Raw genomic sequence first — 17,981 nt, 5'->3', positions numbered from 1 at the left:
GGGCGCTCAGTCGGCGTACTGGAGGAACGCGACGGTAATCAAAATCAGATTCAGGACGGCAAGGACAATCCAGCCGTACATCAGCAGCAGGCTTTCCTGTTCGCTCACGAGGGCCTCCGCGATGTCAGGGTGCGTTGGGGGCGCCGGTGCGGGGATGTGGTCGGGGGCAACGGCGAGGCGCTGCATCCAGGTTATTTGGCTTGTCATGGTCGGCTCCCGTGGAAGCAATCGATGTTGACTGGAATGCTAGGAGCCCGGTGCGGATGGCCACAATAGTCGCGTAGGTGGTGTCGCGTTAAACGAAGGTATGGGGGGGCCCCCTTCTTGCCAGCCGCATCCGGAACACGCCACCGCGCGTGACGCGCGGCAGGGCGCCTAGTGCTTCGGATGGCAGGCCGCCTTGCCGTCATGGCATCGGACCGGTGCCGGTGCTTTGGCCACAGCGCTGGCGGATGGCAGCACGCTGTAGTCGTAGCGATCGGCGGCAAACGGGCTGGTGGCTGGGTCGGTGGCATGGGCGGCCACGGTACCGAGCAGGCAGGTGGCGGCTAGAACGGAGCGGAACAGGGTCGAACGCATGGAGATTCTCCAGTGGGACTGCGATGGATCTGCGGTTCAAGCGCCGATCAGCATGGCGCCGGCCCCGCAAACAGGCGGGTGCCGTCTTGGGTAATGATGTAGCGCATATCTGTCTTCCTGAGGAGTGAGTGAGACTTGAGAATACGGCCCGCGGGCGTAGGGCCATTGTGCGCGGCCGGTGGAGGTGTCGTATATGCACGTCGACCCCGGTGACGCCCGCCGCTCGCCGAGGCGCTGGGCATCATCGGCTTGAAGCGGGGCATGGGCGTCCGGGCAGCGCCAACAGAGCATCAGCCTCAGTCTGAGGCCGGCGTGCTTGCCTCGGCGGGCTCGCCCGTCTTCCCATCCTTTCTATCCCATCCCCCACCCAGCGCCCGGAACAGCGAGACGCTGGCCGTCAGCTGGCGCCGGTGCACGGCTTCCAATGCGCGGGCGTCGGTCAGGGCGGTGGCCTGCGCCACGTTGACGTCCAGGTAGGCGGAGGCGCCCTTGCGGTAACGCTCGGTGGCCTGCTGCAGGGCGCGGTCGGATGCCGTGACGGCGGCCCGCTGGCTGGCGGCTTCCTCGTCGAGCAACCGCAGCGCCGCGTAGTTGTCTTCCACATCCTGCACGGCATTGAGCACGGTCTGGCGGTAATCCGCCGCGCTGGCGTCGAACTGGGTGCGGGCGCTGTCCACGCCGGCCTGGCGCTTGCCGCCATCGAAGATCGTCGCGGCCAGTGACGGGCCGACGGCCCAGAAGCGGCTCGGCGCCGTCAGCCATCCCGCCAGGCCGGAACTTTCCAGTCCGCCGTTCAGGTTCAGCATCAGCGTCGGGAAGAAGGCCGCGCGTGCCACGCCGATCTGCGCGTTGGCGGCGGCCACCCGGCGCTCCGCCGCTGCGATGTCCGGACGGCGTTGGAGCAGTGTGGCCGGCACGGCCGCCGGCGTGGCGGGCAGGGCGATGCTGGTCTCACCCGGATTCGACGTGGCCACCGGCAGGGTAAAGGTGCTCGCCGGCTCGCCCAGTAGCGTGGCCAGTGCATGCATCAGCTGCGTACGCGCCAGTTGCAGGTCGGTCAGCTGGGCGCGCGTGCCTTCCACGCGCGCCTTCGCCTGGGCGACATCGCTTTCCGCCGCAATGCCGCCCAGGTAGCGGTTGGTCACCAGTTGCAGCACCGATGCGTAGGCGTCCACGGTCTGCTGCAGCAGCGCCGCCTCGCGGTCGAGCGATCGGATGCCGAAGTAGTCGATGGCGGCTTCCGCCAACAGGCTCAGGCGGACGGCGGCCACATCGTCGGCGCTGGCCTGCAGGCGGGCCTTCGCGGCGTCGACGTTGTTGCCGATGCGGCCGAACAGGTCAGGTTCCCAGGTGGCACCGAGACCAATCAGGTGATCGGGCGTGGTCCTGCCGGCCAGCGAATGGCCCAGCACGTTGGCTGACAGGTGTGTACTCGTGACGCTGGCGGCGGCGCCGACGGTGGGGAAGTAGTCGGCGCGGGCGGCAGCCACCTGCGCGCGCGCATCGCGCAGCAGGGCCATGGACTTGAGCAGGCTCTGGTTCGAGACGTCAATGCGTGCCAGTAGGGCGTCGAGTGTGGCGTCATCGTAGGCGCGCCACCAGTCCGACGCGATGGCGTCCTGGTGCTGGACAGCCTCGGCTTCCTGATAGGTGGCCGGCAGCGGCATCGCCGGCACTTCGTACGGCTCGGTGGCGCATCCGGCCAGCCAGGCGCAGGCCAGCACGACGGCGGTGTGCCTGATGGAATGCCTGGTGGTGCGCTTCGTGTCCCGCTTCATCTTCCGGTCGCCGCTCATGCCGCGTCCCCCTTGGCGGGGGCGGCCACGCGCACGGGCATGCCGGAGACGATGCCGTCGCCGGGGTTGACGACGACCCGGTCGTTCTCCTGCACGCCACTTAGTACCTCCACATGCGAACCGAAATCTCGACCGAGTGCGACCTGACGAATCGTCAGCTTGTTTTCAGCATCCACAACGGCCACCGCAGGGCCACTGGCGGGAAACATCAACGTATTGGCTGGCAGATCCAGGCCCGCATGGGCGCTGCCCACTTCCAGATGCACCTGGGCGTAGGTGCCGGGCAGGATACGGCCGTCCTGGCTGTCGACGTCAAGCTCCACGCGCAGGCTGCGCGTGATGGGGTTGATCGCACCGGCCGTGCGCGTAACGGTGGCGGGGTAGCGTTGTCCCGGCGCTTGCGGCAAAGTCAGCCAAGCGCGCGTGCCCGGCACCGTTGCCGCGCTGACATCCTGGGGGACCTGAGCATAGACGCGCAGCCGCGTGCCGGCCGAGATATGGAATAGTTCGCGGTCCTGGCTCGGTGCGCTACCCGCGTCAATCAGCGCCCCCGTATCGACATTGCGTGCGGTAATCACGCCATCAAACGGCGCGCGGATCTGCATGTAGCTGGCCAGTTGTGCCAGCCGCGAAGTATTTGAGCGTGCCGCGGCCAGCAAGGCCGCCTTGGCATGCATGTCGGCGACTTTCTGGTCGGTTTCCTGCTGCGCGACGGAGTTAGTCGCCTGCAGGTCCTGCCAGCGCTTGGCCGTGGTGCTGGCCAGCTGGTAGTTGGCGGCCGCTGTTGCTTCGTCGGCGCGAGCCTGGCGCAACTGGTCGGATACCTCGGGCGCATCAATCTCCGCTAGCAACTGGCCAGCCTTCACCGAGGTGCCGATGTCGGCGTACCAGCGCCGCAGATAGCCGTTGACGCGCGCATGGATGGCGGCATCGTCGTAGGCCTGGACATCGGCTGGCAGGGTGATATCGCGCACGGCTGCAGCATTTCGGGGGGACACCACACTGACGACAGGAATTTCCGCGCTTTTGGCGCGCAACTGCAAAGCGCCAAAGCTGTGCCAGCGTGGGAAGATCCCGGCAGTAAGGGCTGCTGCGACGCAAAGGCCCGATACCGCCAGTATGGCGAGGCGTGACCGGCTACGTGGCGCCGAGGCCGTAGTACGAGGTTTGCTATGTGTCATGCCAGGTCTTCTCGAAGCGTGGCGGAGTCGTCGACTCGGGTGCGGCCCGCCATCCAGTCATGCAGGGTGGCAAAGAACACTGGCACGAGTACCAGCGTTGCGGTTGTGCCGAATGCCAGGCCGCCAATCACGGTGCGACCGAGCGGCGCATTCTGCGCGCCCGCACCACTTGTCGCCAAAGCCATCGGCACCATGCCGAACAGCATGGCCAGCGCCGTCATCGCCACAGGGCGGAAGCGACTGAAGCCAGCTTCCCATGCTGCATCCACGGCAGATTTTCCGCCTGCCATCCCTTCGCGCGCGTGGCTTATCACGAGGATGCTGTTAGCCGTCGCGATGCCAACGCAGATGATGGCCCCCGTGAGCGCGGGAACACTGATGGTGGTATCGGTCGCAAATAACATCCATGCCATGCCAGAGAGCGCTACGGGAAGTGCGCCAACGATGGCAAGTGGATCGAGCCACGACTGGAAGTTCACGACCATCAACAGGTAGACCAGCACGATGGCAGCAGCCAGGCCGGCCAGCAGGCCTGCAAACGATGCATGCATTGTCTGCACCTGGCCGCGGACAACGATGTCTGAGCCAGCCGGCAACTGATCGTGCGCCTTGTTGACGATACGCTGCACATCGCTGGCCACCGAACCCAAGTCGCGACCCCGTACCGCAGCGAACAGATCGAGTACTGGTTGCACGTTGTAATGCGAAACCACACCTTGCTGACTGGAGCGCGTGATGGTGCCGAACTGGCCAAGCTGCCCAGCGCCACCTTGCTGCACAGTGTCAGCGCCCAGGCCAAGTGGAATGCTCGACAGCGTTTGCAGCGAGTCCATTGCATACTGCGGCACCGATACGGCCACCTGATAACTGACGCCGTTCTTGGGGTCAAGCCAGAAGTTGGGCGCTGTTTGGCTGCTGCCGGACAGGGAGATCAGCAGGTTCTGCGCCACTTCGCGTTGGGACAGCCCCGCCTGCAGGGCACGTGTGCGGTCAACATTGAGACTCAGGGCAGGCTGGTCGGTCGGCTGTTGGAGGTGCAGGTCGGTCAGTCCGGGCACGCCTGCCAGGGCGCGCATCAGTTGATCGGCCACTTTGCGGTTGCCTTCCAGGTCTTTCCCGACTATTTGGATGTCGATAGGCGCAGGCAGGCCGAAATTGAGGATCTGGCTGACCATGTCGGCCGGCAGGAACGAAAAGCTGACCCCGGGAAAGTTCTTCCGCAGGGCCGCGTCGAGCTGTTCGACCAGCACGCCAGAACGGCCGGCATCGGGCTTCAGCGACACCAGGATCTCCGCGTCGCCGGTGCCAATCGGCAGCGCAGAATCGTAGGTCAGGTTAATGCCGCTGACGGGCAGGCCAATGTCGTCGACGATGCCGGCCACGTGGGTGGGTCCGATGACCAGGCGGACCTCATTTTCCACTTCATCTACGATACGCGCCGTTTCCTCGATGCGCGTGCCGGTGCGTACCCGCATATGCAGTCGGATCTCGCTGCCTTCGATGGTGGGAAAGAAATCCTGGCCCAGGAACGGCACAAGCGTCATCGACACCAAAAAAACTAGCGCGAAGAACGAAACGGTACGGCGTGGCGCAGCCAGCGCAGCGCGCAGCAGGCGCGAATACGAAAGCCTCACCCGTTCGAATCTCGCGTCAAATCTCGTATGAACCGCGCTGAACCAGCTGGCCAGGCGTCCGCCCTTGGGCCGCTGCGCATTTTCGCCGCGCAGTAGATAGTGCGCCAGCGTGGGAATGAGCGTGCGGGAAAGGAAGTAGGAGGCCATCATCGCAAACACCACTGATTCGGCCAGGGGCACGAACAGGTAGCGAGCGACGCCGCTGAGTAGGAACATCGGCAGGAACACGATGCAGATGCACATCGTGGACACCAGCGTGGGCAGTGCGATTTCTCCCGAACCGTCAAGGATGGCCTGCTCGAGTGGCTTGCCTGTCTCGCGATGATGGGCAATATTTTCGATTGCCACGGTGGCGTCATCTACGAGTACGCCCACGGCAAGCGCGAGCCCGCCCAGGGTCATGATGTTCAAGGTCTGCCCCAGCGCCGCCAGGGCGATGAGTGCTGCCAGTACCGATAGCGGAATCGTGATGGCAATGATCAGCGTGGCGCGCCAGCTACCCAGGAACAGCAGGATCATTGTGGCTGTCAGGCAGGCGGCCACCAGCGCCTCGTGCAGCACACCGTCGATCGCCGACAATACGAACACTGACTGGTCCGACAGGGGTTGCACGTGGAGCGACTTCGGCAGTCCTGAAAGAATGTGCGGCAGCAGGGCCCGGATCTGCGAAACGACGGTCAGTGTTGAGGCACTGCCAGTCTTCTCGATTTCCAGCAGCGCGGCTCTCTTGCCGTCATGCCGCACCACATTGGTCTGGGGCGCGTAACCATCGTGGACCTGCGCCACGTCGCGAACATAGACCGTGCCGTTGGGGCCGCTGCGGACCGGCAAGTCGTTCAACGCGGCTACGGTCTGCGTACTGCCATTGAGATCTACCCGGTATTCCAGCGAGCCAATCTTGGCGGTGCCGCCAGGCAAAACCAAATTCTGGGCGTTGATCGCGCTCACGACATCGACTGGAGCCAGGCCGCGTGCCTGGAGTGCCGGTACATTAAGGTCCACCGTCACCTGTCGTACCTTGCCGCCGTAGGGAAGCGGCACTGACGCGCCCTCTACTGTGGCCAGTTGGGTGCGGATAAAGCTGTTGCCCAGGTCGTACAGTTCCTGCTCCGGCAGCGTGTCGCTGCCTAGCGCCAGGCGCAGGATTGGTACCGTAGAGGCGTTGTAGCTAAGGACAAGGGGTGGCGTGGCGCCCGGCGGCATCTGCTTGAGAATCGATTGCGCGCCGGCCGTGGCTTGAGCAATCGCCCGGTTGATGTCAGCGCCGGGGTGGAAGAAGACCTTGATGACGGCCACCCCCGGTAGCGACTGCGACTCGATGTGCTCGATATTGTCGACGTCGGTGGTCAGGGAACGCTCGTATTCCGTGACGATACGTTGCGCCATGTCTTCGGCAGACAAACCGTTGTAGCTCCAGACCACGCTGACCACCGGAATGTCGATCGACGGAAAAATGTCCGTAGGCATGCGCAGGATGGAAACCATCCCACCAAGCAACAGCAGAATGGCTAGCACAACGAAGGTATAGGGCCGGCGTAGTGCAAGCCTGACGATCCACATGTTCGTTTTCCTGGTTCACCTGTCCCGATTGAAGGCAAAGTGAGTCTAGGAAGAAATGGCCGCAGGACTATTTCGGAAACTGGCGGCGCTTTTCTGTTCGAACTGTCGAGATATGCAACTTTTGAAAAGCGCAACGTGCCGACGATGAGTGCGAGCCACCCGACCGGCAAGGCACATTGAGGTAAAGTTTCGTCCCGGCCGCGTCCATCCGACGCGGCCTTGCCGCCGCCGATCCGCGCGAGGTGTCGGAGTTCAACGACTACGTGCAGCCGAACGCCGCGCTGGACGCGGGCGATCTGGAGGCCAACAGCTTCCAGCATCAGCCGTACCTGGACAGCCAGGTCAAGCAGCGCGGCTACAAGATGGTCAGCGTGGGCTACACCTATATCTCGCCGCTGGGCGTGTACGCGCAGAAGCTGAAGTCGCCGAAGGACCTGCCGCAGGGCGCCAAGGTGGCCGTGCCGAACGACCCGTCGAACGAGAACCGCGCGCTGCTTTTGCTCGCCGCACAGGGCGTGATCAAGCTGAAGCCGGGCGTGGGCACCAACGGCGTGAACGCTACGCCGCTGGACGTGGCCGAGAACCCCAAGAAGCTCAAGATCGTGGAACTGGACGCCGCCCAGCTGGCGCGCGCCCTGCCTGATGTGAGCGCCGCGGTGATCAACACCAACTACGCGCTCGCCGCCGGCCTCCGGCCGACCAAGGACGCCATCGCCATGGAAGACATCCGCAGCCCGTACGCGAACATTATCGTGGTGCGCACGCAGGACAAGGACAAGCCGTGGGTCAAGAAACTCGTGGCGGCGTACCAGTCGGAAGACGTGCGCCAGTTCATGAAGGAAAAGTACAAGGGCGCGATGGTGCCGTCGTTCTGATCGGCACTTCATCTATCCATACTCGATTTCCTTCGTTCGCCCTCGGCGGCGACGGCGCTAAGGTAGGGGTCGATCCAAACGGAGAACCACCAGTGGCTACCCCCCTCAAAGTCGTCGCCGTCAATGGCAGTGTCCACCAGCCCTCGCGCACCCGTGTGCTCGTGCAGGCACTGCTGGAGGCGCTGGAAGAACGGCTCGTGCTCGACACCCGCATCGTCGACCTGAGCGAGATTGCCCGCCCGCTGGGTGGCGCGCTGTCGCGCGAGGAACTTCCTGCCGAGATCGAGGCGCAACTGGCGGACATCGAGTCGGCAGACCTGCTGATCGCCGCCGCGCCGGTCTACCGGGGCTCGTTCCCGGGCCACTTCAAGCATCTGTTCGATCTGGTCGGGATGAACGCGCTGGTGGATACGCCGGTGCTGCTGGCCGCCACGGGCGGCAGTGACCGGCACGCACTGGTGCTGGAGCACCAGTTGCGCCCGCTGTTCGGCTTCCTGCAGGCGCTGACGCTCCCGATTGGCGTGTATGCCTCGACGGCTGATTTCGACGGCTATCAGGTCGGCAATGGCCCGCTGCAGGAACGCATCCGCCTCGCGGCGGATCGTGCCGCGCCGCTGTTCGCCAGCCACGCGCGCCAGTTGCTGCGCGTGGCCTGACCTGGCCTGATTTGGCCCGGCTCGGGTTCAGATTCCGAGAAGCTTCTTCGCCTCGCCGAGCGACTTCATCGAGGCGTCGTGATCGCCGGCCTTGTGCTGCGCTTCGCCGTCGGCGCGCAGCTTCTGGACCTTGGTCATGTCGGCCTGCGACAGCGCCGGCTTGGTCGCCAGTTTCGCGTCGATGGCCTTCATCTCATTGGGACAGTTATGCGCCAGCGCGGCACCGCTCGCGAAGAGCAGGCCCAGCGCCAGGGTGATGTGACGTGAAGTGCCCATGGCAGGCTCCTTCATACGGGGATGGGGAGCCTTCAGGATAGTGCACCGCGATCAGTCTGCAATGGCTGGCGGCAGCCGGCTGCCCACCCAGTCGCGCGCCTGCTCGTAGGCGGCGGCGAGTTGCAGCACGGCAAGGTCGTCGCGCGGGCGGCCAATCAGCTGCATGCCCATCGGCAACCCCTCCGCATTGAACCCCACCGGCACGCTGATGACTGGCGAGCCAGACAGCGTCCACGCCACCACCACCTCCATCCAGCGGTGATAGGTATCCATCTGCCGGCCGGCGATCGATGTCGGCCACGGCTGCTTCACATCGAACGGGAACACCTGCGCCGTAGGCACCGCCACATAGTCGAACGTGGCGAAGGTGCGTTGCAGCGCGTTGTACCAGGCCGAGCGCTCCGTGCTGGCGGTGTAGAGGTCGCTGGCGGTCTGGTTCAGCGCGCCTTCGATCTCCCAGATGGCCTCTGGCTTCAGCTGCGCGCGCGTGGCCGGGTTGCGGTAGAGCGTCATGCGGGCGTTGCCGACGAGGAAATGGCGATGGGTCAGCCAGGTCTGCCAGATTTTCTCGGGCGGATAAGGGGCGCCGATAGCTTCCACGCTGACGCCGAAATCCGGGAAGAAGCGCAGCGCCTGCTCGCACAGCGGCAGGATGCCGTCTTCCATCGGCAGGTAGCCGCCCCAGTCGCCCAGCCACGCCACGCGTTTGCCGTTCAGGTCGGCGCGCAGCACGTCCGTGACGTTCGCGGGCGTGAGCGAGGCCAGCACCGGGTCGGCTGGAAGCGCCTGCGGGGTGCGCGCGTCGGGGCCGGCCTGCGTGGCCAGCAGCAGGGCAAGGTCCGCCACCGTGCGTGCCATCGGCCCTTCGCAACCGAGCTGCGACAGGAACAGTTCCGGCGTGGGGCCGTAGGGCACGCGGCCCGCCGAGGGCCGGAAGCCGAATACGTTGCAGTAGCCGGCCGGGTTGCGCAGCGAGCCGCCGAAGTCGCTGCCATCCGCCACGGGCAGCATGCGCAGCGCCAGTGCCGCCGCCGCGCCGCCACTGCTGCCGCCCGCCGTGCGCGTGGCATCGTAAGGATTCAGCGTGGCGCCGTACACCGGGTTGAACGTCTGCGAGCCCAGCCCGAACTCGGGCGTGTTGGTCTTGCCGATCAGGATCGCCCCGGCGCGCCGCGCGCGCTCGACCACGATGGCATCGATCGTCGGCACATTGTCCTTGTAGATCGGCGAGCCGAACGTCGTGCGGATGCCGCGCGTCATCGCCAAATCCTTGGGCGCCTGCGGCATGCCGTGCATCCAGCCTGCGGAGCGGCCCGCCGCCAGCGCCTCGTCGGCGGCGGCGGCCTCGGCCATCAGCGCCGCTTCGTCGCGCATGGCCACGATGGCGTTGCTGCCCGGATTGACCTGTGCGATATGGGCCAGGTAGGCCGCCATGACCTGCCGGCACGACATCTCGCCCCCGTGGATGGCCTGCGACAGCGCCCGCGCGGACAGCATGACGATGGGATCGGCGGCGTAAGGCATGGCGGGCTCGGTGTCAGCGTCAGAGTTGGGCGGCGTGATGCCGGATATGGTCGGCCATGAACGTCTGGATGAAGTAGTAGCCGTGGTCGTAGCCGGCGTGCCGTCGCAGCGTCAGCGGCTGGCCGGCGACCTTGCAGGCGGCCTCGAACGCTTCCGGATGCAGTTGCTCCTCGAGGAAGCGGTCGGCCAGACCCTGGTCGATCAGGATGCCGGCGGGGAAGGGCGGCGCGTCCTGCCCGGTCATCAGTTCGCTGGCGTCGTGCTCGGCCCAGCGCACCGGATCGTTGCCGAGGTAGCCGCTGAATGCCTTGATGCCCCACGGGCATTTCATCGGCGCGGCGATCGGCGCGAAGGCGGACACCGAGCGGAAACGGTGCGGATAGCGTTGCGCCAGCACCAGCGCCCCGTGGCCGCCCATCGAATGGCCGAAGATGCCCACGCGCGCGGCATCGCCGGGCAATTCGGTGGTGGCGATGGCGAACAGCTCGCTCGCCACGTAGCTCTCCATATGCCAGTGCATGTGCCACGGCGCCTCGACGGCATCCACGTAGAACCCCGCCCCCACGCCGAAGTCCCACGAATCGGCCTCGCCCGGCGCGTTGGCGCCGCGCGGGCTGGTATCGGGCGAGATCAGCATCATGCCGTGCTCGGCGGCGTAGCGCTGGGCGTCGGCCTTGATCGGGAACGTTTCCTCGGTGCAGGTCAGCCCGGCCAGGTAGAACAGCGCCGGCACGCGCGTGGTGCCCGTGCCCAGCGCTTCCTTCGGCAGGAACACCGAGAACCGCATCGGCAGCCCGATGGCGGCCGAGTGGTGCCGGTAGAAGCGCTGCACGCCGCCATGGCAGCCGTGCTCGGCGAGCAGTTCCAGGTCGGTCTGCATCAGTACAGCACCACCGAGCGGATCGATTCGCCGCGCTTCATCAGGTCGAAGCCTTCGTTGATGCGCTCCAGCGGCAGCGTGTGGGTGATCAGGTCGTCGATGTTGAGCTTGCCTTCCATGTACCAGTCGACGATCTTCGGCACGTCCGTGCGCCCGCGTGCGCCGCCGAATGCCGAACCCTTCCACTCGCGGCCCGTCACCAGCTGGAACGGGCGCGTCGAGATTTCCGCGCCGGCTTCCGCCACGCCGATGATGATCGACTTGCCCCAGCCCTTGTGGCAGCACTCCAGCGCCTGGCGCATGACCTGCGTGTTGCCGATGCACTCGAACGAGTAGTCGGCGCCGCCGTCGGTGAGCTGGACGATGTGGTCCACCACGTTCGGCACGTCCTTGGGGTTGACGAAGTGGGTCATGCCGAACTTGCGCGCCATCGCCTCGCGGCCCGGGTTCAGGTCCACGCCGATGATCTTGTCAGCGCCGACCATCTTGGCCGCCTGGATCACGTTCAGGCCGATGCCGCCGAGGCCGAACACCACTACGTTGGCACCGGCTTCCACCTTGGCCGTGAACAGCACGGCGCCCACGCCGGTCGTCACGCCGCAGCCGATGTAGCAGACCTTGTCGAACGGGGCATCCGGGCGGATCTTGGCCAGCGCGATCTCCGGCACCACGATGTGGTTGGCGAAGGTGGACGTGCCCATGTAGTGGAAGATCGGCTTGCCGTCGATCGAGAAGCGCGAAGTGCCATCCGGCATCAGCCCCTTGCCCTGCGTGGCGCGGATGGCCTGGCACAGGTTGGTCTTGCGCGACAGGCAGAACTTGCACTGGCGGCATTCCGGCGTGTAGAGGGGAATCACGTGGTCGCCCGGCTTGAGCGAGGTCACGCCGGGGCCGACGTCGGTGACGATGCCGGCGCCCTCATGGCCCAGGATGGCCGGGAAGATGCCTTCCGGATCGGCGCCCGAGAGCGTGTAGTAGTCGGTATGGCAGATGCCGGTGGCCTTGATTTCCACGAGCACCTCGCCGGCGCGCGGGCCGTCCAGGTCGACATCTTCGATGGTCAGCGGGGCGCCGGCTTTCCAGGCGATGGCGGCTTTGGTCTTCATGGGGGGCTCCTAGGCAAGCGTGTGGGGGCGGCGCGCGTGGCGCGCGAACAGGCCACGACTATACGGCCATCGGCGGCGCGCGGCCAGACGGATGCTCGATTATCGGCCGCCCGGCGCGCCGCGCGCGAGCACCGTGGACGCCTCCCCGGCGGGTGTCAGCTGGCCTTCGTGCCGCCGACCCAGCCACCAGCCCAGCCAGGCCCACGCGATGGCCAGCACCGCGCCGGCCAGCGCCACGGAGGCGGGATGGCCGGAGATGGCGTCGATGGCGGTGCGCACCCAGGCGCTCACCGCGTCGCCCGCGCGATACACCGCCGTGTCGATGACGTTCTTGGCCTTGTACTTGGTTTCCGGGTCCACCACGGTGAACAGCATCTCGCGCCCGGGGCGCAACAGCGCGTACTCGCCCACGCGCCGCACGATCATCGCGCCGGCCAGCACCGCGAAGGTCGGCCAGACCGCCAGCGCCAGGAAGCCGAGGGTCACCAGCACAGGCACGCCGGTCAGCAGCGCGGTCACGCCGTAGCGCCGCGCCACGCGGCCCGAAAAGAACAGCTGGATCACGATGGTCAGCGCCTGCACCGTGGCATCGAGCGCGCTGAAGACCTGTGTCTGCTGCGCGCGCGACGGATACGCGGCGGCCACCAGCTTGGCCTGCTCGAAGTACAGGAAGGTGCTCGCCGTGGCGAGCAGGATCACGAACACGCTGATGCCGAGCAGGTAGCGCGAGCGCGCCACGAGCACCAGCCCCGCCCACAGCCCGCCACCGACCGGCTCGGCCGGGTCCTGCCCCGCACCCGTGCTGCCCACACCGGCCATCCCTGCCCCCGAGCGGCGTCGCCAGCCGAACAGGAAACCCACGCCGGGCAGCGTGGCGGCCAGCAGCGCCGCCGACAGCACCATCAGCCCCGTCAGCCCGATGCTTCCCACCAGCCAGCCGCCCAGCAGCGGACCCGCCAGCCCGCCGGCGCTGGCGCCCGCCGCCAGCAGCGCGAACAGCCGCTTGGCCTGATCGGGACGGAACACGTCGGCCATCAGGCTCCACGCCACCGACACCACGAACAGGTTGAAGACCGAGAGCCAGACATAGAACACGCGCGCCAGCCACACGTTGTCCGGCATCGCCCGCGTGGCAAAGGCAAAGCCAAGCAGGTTGGCGATGAAGAATGCGTAGACCCACGGCACGAAGCGTCGACGGGGCAGCCACTTGCAGCAGGCGCCGTAGAACGGGATGGCCACCAGCATCACCACGAAGGTGGCGGTGAACAGCCATTGCAGGTTCTGCACGCCGCCGGCGATGCCCATGGTCTCGCGCACGGGGCGCAGCATGAAGTAGCTGGCGAACAGGCAGAAGAAGAACAGGAAGCCCGCCACCACGGCGGGGGCTTCGCCGGGGCGCATGCCGAGGCCGCGTTGCAGCGGACGGGCCGCGTCAGGCTGGGGCAGGGGCGGGGGCGTAGCCATGACCGGCGCTCAGGCCAGCGCGGCGGCAATGCGGGCCCGCTCGCGCGTATCGGGCATGCGGCCGAACGCCGCGCCGAGGTTGTCGGCCATATTGCGCGGCTTGGAGGTGGCCGGGATGGCCGCCGTCACCGCCGGGTGGCTGACCACGAACTTCAGGAACAGCTGTCCCCAGGTGGTGCAGTCCACCTCGCCGGCCCAGTCGGGCACCGGCTTGCCTTTCACCGCGCTGAATAGCCGCCCATCCTGGAACGGCCGGTTGACCAGCACCGCCACGCCGCGCTCCTCGCACAGCGGCAGCAGCGTCTTCTCGGCGTTGCGCTCGCCCAGCGAGTAGTTGATCTGGAGGAAATCCATCTTTTCCTGCCGCAGGATCTGCGCCAGGGTGTCGTGCGAGTCTTCCCGATAGTGGGTGATGCCGATATAGCGGGTCTTGCCGGCTTCCTTCTGCTGGCGCAGCCAGCGCAGGTTGTTCTGCCAGTCGATCAGGTTATGCACCTGCAGCAAATCCACGCTGTCGACGTGGAGATCGGACAGCGACCGGGCGAACTGCGCCGGCACCTGCGCCACGCTGGTAGAGACCTTGGTCGCCAGGAACACCCGCTGGCGGGCCTTGGCCGCTTGCAGGAGGTCGCCGGTGACGGCTTCCGCGCTGCCGTAGCTGGGCGCGGTGTCCACCACGGCGCCGGGAATGCGCTGCAGCAACAGCGCCATGACCTCGGTGAGCGGGGTGCGTTCGTCAGCGCCGGTGCCCACGTTGAAGGTATCGGCCGTGCCCATGCCGATGACCGGCAACTGCACATTGGTGCCCGGGATCTTGCGCCGCATCGGCGCCTCCATGGTGGCGGCATGAGCGGCTGCATGAGCGGCTGCATGAGCGGCGGCCAGGGCAGGGGTGGCCGGCAAGGCGGCCAGCGCGGCGGAAAGTCCCAGGAAGGTGCGGCGGTCGATCGGCATGGCAATGTCCCTCGCGGTCGGGTTTCAGGACGTTAGCGCGTGGCCGGGGCGATGTAAACCAGACAACAGGCCAACATCGGGCACGGGCGGGTGGGGCCCGATTGCAAAAAAGCGGCGCACACTGAACAATCCGGCGGCAACCCTGAAAACGGAGGACGACCCCGGTGATCGCGAGTTTCCTTGGCGTGCTGTTCGACGGCCTGGCGTACGGCAGCCTGCTGTTCCTGATCAGCATTGGCCTGTCCGTGACCATGGGGCTGATGAACTTCGTCAACCTGGCCCATGGCGCCTTTGCCATGCTCGGCGGCTATGTGGCCGTGGTGCTGATGAACCGCGCCGGCGTGCCGTTCCTGGCGGCGCTGCCGCTGGCCTTCCTGGGCGCGGCGGCGGTGGGCTGGCTGCTCGAGCGCACGCTCTATCGGCGCCTGTACCGGGCCAGCCACCTCGACCAGGTGCTGTTTTCCATCGGCCTGACCTTCATGGCGATGGCCGGCGCCACGTGGCTGTTCGGCCCCGGCCAGCAGCCGGTGGCGCTGCCCGAGTTCCTGATCGGGCAGGTGCAGGTGGCCGGGATCGACCTGGGCGCCTATCGGCTGTTCCTGATCGGTGTGGTGGTGGTGATCACGCTGGCGCTGGGGTGGCTGGTGGCGCGCACGCGCTTCGGGGCGCAGGTACGGGCTGCCGTCGATCACCAGCAGGCCGCGCGCGGTCTCGGCATCAACGTGGAGCGGGTGTTCAGCCTGACGTTCGCGCTCGGCTCGGGGCTGGCCGGCCTTGGCGGCGGACTGGGCATCGACGTGCTCGGGCTCGATCCCGCCTTCCCGCTCAAATACATGGTGTATTTCCTGCTGGTAGTGGCCGTGGGCGGCGCCGGCTCCATCCGCGGCTCGCTGCTCGCGGCGATCGTGCTTGGCGTGGCGGACGTAGCCGGCAAGTACTACGTGCCGGCGGTGGGCGCGTTCGTGATCTACGCGATGATGGTCGTGCTGCTGGTGGCCTTCCCGGCCGGCCTGTTCGGGAGGCGCGCATGAAATCCGTCCTGCGTACCGATCAAGCCGTCCAGCCGGCGGCGGCCCAGCGCCACCGCCTGCCCGATGGCCGCTGGCATCCGGCCGAAATCGTCTTCTGGCTCGCCCCGGTGGCGGTCTTCTTTCTCCTGCCCGACTACCTGATCCTCGGCAGCCAGATCCTGATTACCGGCCTGTTCGCGCTGTCGCTGGACCTGATCCTCGGCTATGCCGGCATCGTCTCGCTCGGCCACGCGGCCTTCTTCGGGCTGGGCGCCTATACGGCGGGCCTGCTGGGCGCGCACGGCTGGGGCGAGCCGATTTCCGGCCTGCTGGCCGCCGGCGCCGTGGCCGGGCTGGCGGGCTGGCTGTGCAGCTTCCTGGTGGTGCGCGGCGGCGACCTGACCCGGCTGATGGTCACGCTCGGCATCGGCCTGATGCTGTTCGAGGCCGCCAACAAGGCCGCTTTCCTGACCGGCGGGGTCGATGGGCTGTCCGGCGTGACCATGGGCAAGGTGCTCGGGCTGTTCGAATTCGACCTGTTCGGCAAGACGGCCTATCTATATAGCCTCGTGGTGACCTTCCTGCTGTTCGTGGCGGTGCGCCGGATCGTGGCGTCGCCGTTCGGGCTGTCGCTGCGCGGCGTGCGCGAGGGCGTGCGGCGCATGCCGGCGCTGGGCGCCAACGTGCCGCGCCGGCTCGGGGCGGTGTTCGCGGTGTCGGCGGCGGTGGCCGGGGTGGCCGGCGGCCTGCTGGCCCAGACCACGCAGTTCGTCGGGCTCGATGTGCTGGGCTTCCCGCGATCGGCCGAGCTGCTGGTCATGCTGGTGCTCGGCGGCACGGGCCGGCTCTACGGCGCGCTGGTCGGCGCGGCGCTGTTCATGATCGCGCAGGACGTGCTGGCGGGCATCAACCCGGTCTACTGGCAGTTCTGGATCGGCCTGCTGCTGGTGCTGATGGTGCTGTTCGCCAAGGGTGGGGTGATGGGCGCGGCCAGCGCCATTGCGGGCCGGCTGCGGCGCGGCCGGGGGGAAGCACCATGACGGCCACGCTCCGCACGGCAGGGCTCGGCAAGTCCTGGGGCGCCTTCGCCGCCAATAGCGACATCTCGCTCAGTTTCGCGCCGGGCGCGCGCCACGCGCTGATCGGGCCGAACGGCGCCGGCAAGACCACCTTCATCAACCTGCTGACCGGGGCGCTGCCGCCATCGGCAGGGCGGATCTGGCTGGGCGACCGCGATATCACGGCGCTGCCCCAACATGCGCGCGTGCGGCTCGGCATGACGCGCACGTTCCAGATCAACACGCTGTTCCCGGGGCTGACGGTGCTCGAATCCGTCGTGCTGGCGGTGGCCGAGCGCACCGGGGCCGCACGCATCTGGGCGCGCACGGTGGCTTCCCAGACGCCCCTCGTCGATGAAGCCATGGCGGTGCTGGCCATGCTGCGGCTGGACGCCGATGCTGACGTCGAGACCCGCCAGCTGCCCTACGGCAAGCAGCGGCTGCTGGAGATGGCGCTGGCGCTGGCCACGCGGCCGTCGATCCTGCTGCTGGACGAACCCGCCGCCGGCATTCCCACGGGCGAGAGCGCGGAGCTGTTCGCGGTCATCGCCGGGCTGCCGCGCGACATCACGATCGTCTTTATCGAGCACGACATGGATCTGGTGTTCCGCTTCGCCGAGCGCATCACGGTGCTGGTGGCGGGCCGCGTGTTGACCGAGGGCACGCCGGCCGAGATTGCCGCCGATCCGCGTGTGCGCGAGGTGTATCTGGGGGAGGCCGCCCATGACTGAACTGCTGCGGATGGAGGGCGTCAGCGCGGGCTATGGCGACGCGCTGGTGCTGGACGGCATCGACCTGACGCTCTCCGCCGGCGACAGCCTGGCGCTGCTGGGCCGCAACGGCGTGGGCAAGACCACGCTGCTGGCTACGCTGATGGGCTTCACGCGGCTGCGCGGCGGGCGCCTGCACTGGCAGGGGCGCGACCTCGCCCGCGTGCCGCCGCACCGGCGCGCGCAAGGTGGCATCGGCTGGGTGCCGCAGGAGCGCTGGGTGTTTCCGTCGCTGACCGTGGCGGAGCACCTGAGCGCCGTGGCACGCCCCGGGCCGTGGGACATCCCCCGCGTTTTTCAGGTCTTTCCGAGGCTCGAGGAGCGCCGGAAGAACCTCGGCAACCAGTTGTCGGGCGGGGAACAGCAGATGCTGGCGATGGCGCGCGCGCTGATGGTCAATCCTTCACTGCTGCTGCTCGATGAGCCGATGGAAGGGCTGGCGCCGATCATCGTGCAGGAGCTGCGGCGAGTGATTGCCGGGCTGATCGCGGAAAGCGGCATGGCGGTGATCGTGGTGGAACAGCACGCCCGGCTGGCGCTGGCGATGACGCAGCGCGCGATGGTGCTCGACCGGGGGCGCGTGGTGCACACCGGCGAGAGCGCCGGGCTGCTTGCGGATCGTGCCCTGCTGGATCGGCTGGTGAGCGTGGCGGCGTAG

The 17,981-nt window shown here is 67.2% G+C and carries 16 protein-coding genes and 1 pseudogene; 6 read left to right on the top strand and 11 right to left on the bottom strand.

Annotated features, from left to right (window positions below):
- Positions 1–6: 6 nt before the first annotated feature.
- The 5 genes from BM115_RS17835 to BM115_RS17815 form a co-directional block, all read right to left on the bottom strand.
- Positions 7–186, bottom strand: coding sequence for a hypothetical protein (locus BM115_RS17835; RefSeq protein WP_143093917.1), 180 nt, complete (start codon positions 184–186; stop codon positions 7–9).
- 189 nt (positions 187–375) lie between these two features.
- A complete protein-coding gene (locus BM115_RS17830; RefSeq protein WP_092296770.1) occupies positions 376–579 on the bottom strand; it encodes a hypothetical protein in 204 nt (67 codons plus the stop codon).
- 296 nt (positions 580–875) lie between these two features.
- Positions 876–2,357 (bottom strand): efflux transporter outer membrane subunit, encoded by a 1,482-nt coding sequence (locus BM115_RS17825; protein WP_092296875.1) that lies wholly within the window; start codon positions 2,355–2,357, stop codon positions 876–878.
- Between the two features lie 14 nt (positions 2,358–2,371).
- Positions 2,372–3,556 (bottom strand): efflux RND transporter periplasmic adaptor subunit, encoded by a 1,185-nt coding sequence (locus BM115_RS17820; protein ID WP_092296767.1) that lies wholly within the window; start codon positions 3,554–3,556, stop codon positions 2,372–2,374.
- On the bottom strand, positions 3,553–6,750 hold the full coding sequence (locus BM115_RS17815; protein ID WP_092296763.1) for an efflux RND transporter permease subunit: 3,198 nt from the start codon (positions 6,748–6,750) through the stop codon (positions 3,553–3,555). Before BM115_RS17815 ends, BM115_RS17820 begins: the two co-directional genes overlap by 4 nt.
- 239 nt (positions 6,751–6,989) lie before the next feature.
- Here BM115_RS17815 and BM115_RS17810 point away from each other — a divergent pair.
- A pseudogene (locus BM115_RS17810) lies at positions 6,990–7,625 on the top strand (MetQ/NlpA family ABC transporter substrate-binding protein); the annotation flags it as partial.
- 92 nt (positions 7,626–7,717) lie between these two features.
- Positions 7,718–8,281 carry an FMN reductase gene (gene msuE / locus BM115_RS17805; RefSeq protein ID WP_092296760.1) on the top strand — a complete coding sequence of 188 codons (564 nt, stop codon included), beginning with the start codon at positions 7,718–7,720 and terminating at the stop codon, positions 8,279–8,281.
- Between the two features lie 27 nt (positions 8,282–8,308).
- Here the strand turns inward: msuE and BM115_RS17800 are convergent, their stop codons facing one another.
- From BM115_RS17800 to BM115_RS17775, 6 genes are all read right to left on the bottom strand, one after another.
- Positions 8,309–8,557: a hypothetical protein gene (locus BM115_RS17800; RefSeq protein ID WP_092296757.1), complete on the bottom strand. Its 249-nt coding sequence runs from the start codon at positions 8,555–8,557 to the stop codon at positions 8,309–8,311.
- A 51-nt stretch (positions 8,558–8,608) separates the two neighbouring features.
- Entirely contained in the window at positions 8,609–10,081 is a 1,473-nt protein-coding gene (locus tag BM115_RS17795; protein WP_092296754.1) for an amidase, read from the bottom strand.
- Between the two features lie 19 nt (positions 10,082–10,100).
- Positions 10,101–10,949 carry an S-formylglutathione hydrolase gene (gene fghA / locus BM115_RS17790; protein ID WP_092296873.1) on the bottom strand — a complete coding sequence of 283 codons (849 nt, stop codon included), beginning with the start codon at positions 10,947–10,949 and terminating at the stop codon, positions 10,101–10,103.
- A gap of 11 nt (positions 10,950–10,960) precedes the next feature.
- On the bottom strand, positions 10,961–12,067 hold the full coding sequence (locus tag BM115_RS17785; RefSeq protein ID WP_092296751.1) for an S-(hydroxymethyl)glutathione dehydrogenase/class III alcohol dehydrogenase: 1,107 nt from the start codon (positions 12,065–12,067) through the stop codon (positions 10,961–10,963).
- A gap of 99 nt (positions 12,068–12,166) precedes the next feature.
- The gene (locus BM115_RS17780; RefSeq protein ID WP_092296748.1) at positions 12,167–13,531 is read right to left on the bottom strand and encodes an NTP/NDP exchange transporter; all 1,365 of its coding nucleotides are present in this window, start codon (positions 13,529–13,531) and stop codon (positions 12,167–12,169) included.
- 9 nt (positions 13,532–13,540) lie between these two features.
- Positions 13,541–14,485, bottom strand: coding sequence for an aldo/keto reductase (locus tag BM115_RS17775; RefSeq protein ID WP_092296745.1), 945 nt, complete (start codon positions 14,483–14,485; stop codon positions 13,541–13,543).
- 167 nt (positions 14,486–14,652) lie between these two features.
- On the opposite strand from BM115_RS17775, the gene BM115_RS17770 reads away from it, so the two are divergent.
- The 4 genes from BM115_RS17770 to BM115_RS17755 are packed head-to-tail and all read left to right on the top strand — an operon-like array spanning position 14,653 to position 17,981.
- On the top strand, positions 14,653–15,516 hold the full coding sequence (locus BM115_RS17770; RefSeq protein ID WP_177219959.1) for a branched-chain amino acid ABC transporter permease: 864 nt from the start codon (positions 14,653–14,655) through the stop codon (positions 15,514–15,516).
- Positions 15,513–16,535 (top strand): branched-chain amino acid ABC transporter permease, encoded by a 1,023-nt coding sequence (locus BM115_RS17765; protein ID WP_092296740.1) that lies wholly within the window; start codon positions 15,513–15,515, stop codon positions 16,533–16,535. Before BM115_RS17770 ends, BM115_RS17765 begins: the two co-directional genes overlap by 4 nt.
- On the top strand, positions 16,532–17,284 hold the full coding sequence (locus tag BM115_RS17760) for an ABC transporter ATP-binding protein (RefSeq protein ID WP_092296737.1): 753 nt from the start codon (positions 16,532–16,534) through the stop codon (positions 17,282–17,284). Before BM115_RS17765 ends, BM115_RS17760 begins: the two co-directional genes overlap by 4 nt.
- Complete coding sequence (locus BM115_RS17755) at positions 17,277–17,981, top strand: ABC transporter ATP-binding protein (protein ID WP_092296734.1); 705 nt, start codon at positions 17,277–17,279, stop codon at positions 17,979–17,981. Before BM115_RS17760 ends, BM115_RS17755 begins: the two co-directional genes overlap by 8 nt.

It is taken from the genome of Cupriavidus sp. OV096 (assembly GCF_900115455.1).
In the GTDB taxonomy this organism is placed as follows: domain Bacteria; phylum Pseudomonadota; class Gammaproteobacteria; order Burkholderiales; family Burkholderiaceae; genus Cupriavidus.
This window is presented reverse-complemented; position numbering and strand designations above follow the sequence as displayed.

What these genes read in the sequence shown, in the direction of transcription:
- BM115_RS17835 (WP_143093917.1), bottom strand. Translation starts at nt 186, where the DNA reads ATGCAGCGCCTCGCCGTTGCCCCCGACCACATCCCCGCACCGGCGCCC.
- BM115_RS17830 (WP_092296770.1), bottom strand. Translation starts at nt 579, where the DNA reads ATGCGTTCGACCCTGTTCCGCTCCGTTCTAGCCGCCACCTGCCTGCTC.
- BM115_RS17825 (WP_092296875.1), bottom strand. Translation starts at nt 2,357, where the DNA reads ATGAAGCGGGACACGAAGCGCACCACCAGGCATTCCATCAGGCACACC.
- BM115_RS17820 (WP_092296767.1), bottom strand. Translation starts at nt 3,556, where the DNA reads ATGACACATAGCAAACCTCGTACTACGGCCTCGGCGCCACGTAGCCGG.
- BM115_RS17815 (WP_092296763.1), bottom strand. Translation starts at nt 6,750, where the DNA reads ATGTGGATCGTCAGGCTTGCACTACGCCGGCCCTATACCTTCGTTGTG.
- BM115_RS17800 (WP_092296757.1), bottom strand. Translation starts at nt 8,557, where the DNA reads ATGGGCACTTCACGTCACATCACCCTGGCGCTGGGCCTGCTCTTCGCG.
- BM115_RS17795 (WP_092296754.1), bottom strand. Translation starts at nt 10,081, where the DNA reads ATGCCTTACGCCGCCGATCCCATCGTCATGCTGTCCGCGCGGGCGCTG.
- BM115_RS17785 (WP_092296751.1), bottom strand. Translation starts at nt 12,067, where the DNA reads ATGAAGACCAAAGCCGCCATCGCCTGGAAAGCCGGCGCCCCGCTGACC.
- BM115_RS17780 (WP_092296748.1), bottom strand. Translation starts at nt 13,531, where the DNA reads ATGGCTACGCCCCCGCCCCTGCCCCAGCCTGACGCGGCCCGTCCGCTG.
- BM115_RS17775 (WP_092296745.1), bottom strand. Translation starts at nt 14,485, where the DNA reads ATGCCGATCGACCGCCGCACCTTCCTGGGACTTTCCGCCGCGCTGGCC.
- BM115_RS17765 (WP_092296740.1), top strand. Translation starts at nt 15,513, where the DNA reads ATGAAATCCGTCCTGCGTACCGATCAAGCCGTCCAGCCGGCGGCGGCC.
- BM115_RS17760 (WP_092296737.1), top strand. Translation starts at nt 16,532, where the DNA reads ATGACGGCCACGCTCCGCACGGCAGGGCTCGGCAAGTCCTGGGGCGCC.
- BM115_RS17755 (WP_092296734.1), top strand. Translation starts at nt 17,277, where the DNA reads ATGACTGAACTGCTGCGGATGGAGGGCGTCAGCGCGGGCTATGGCGAC.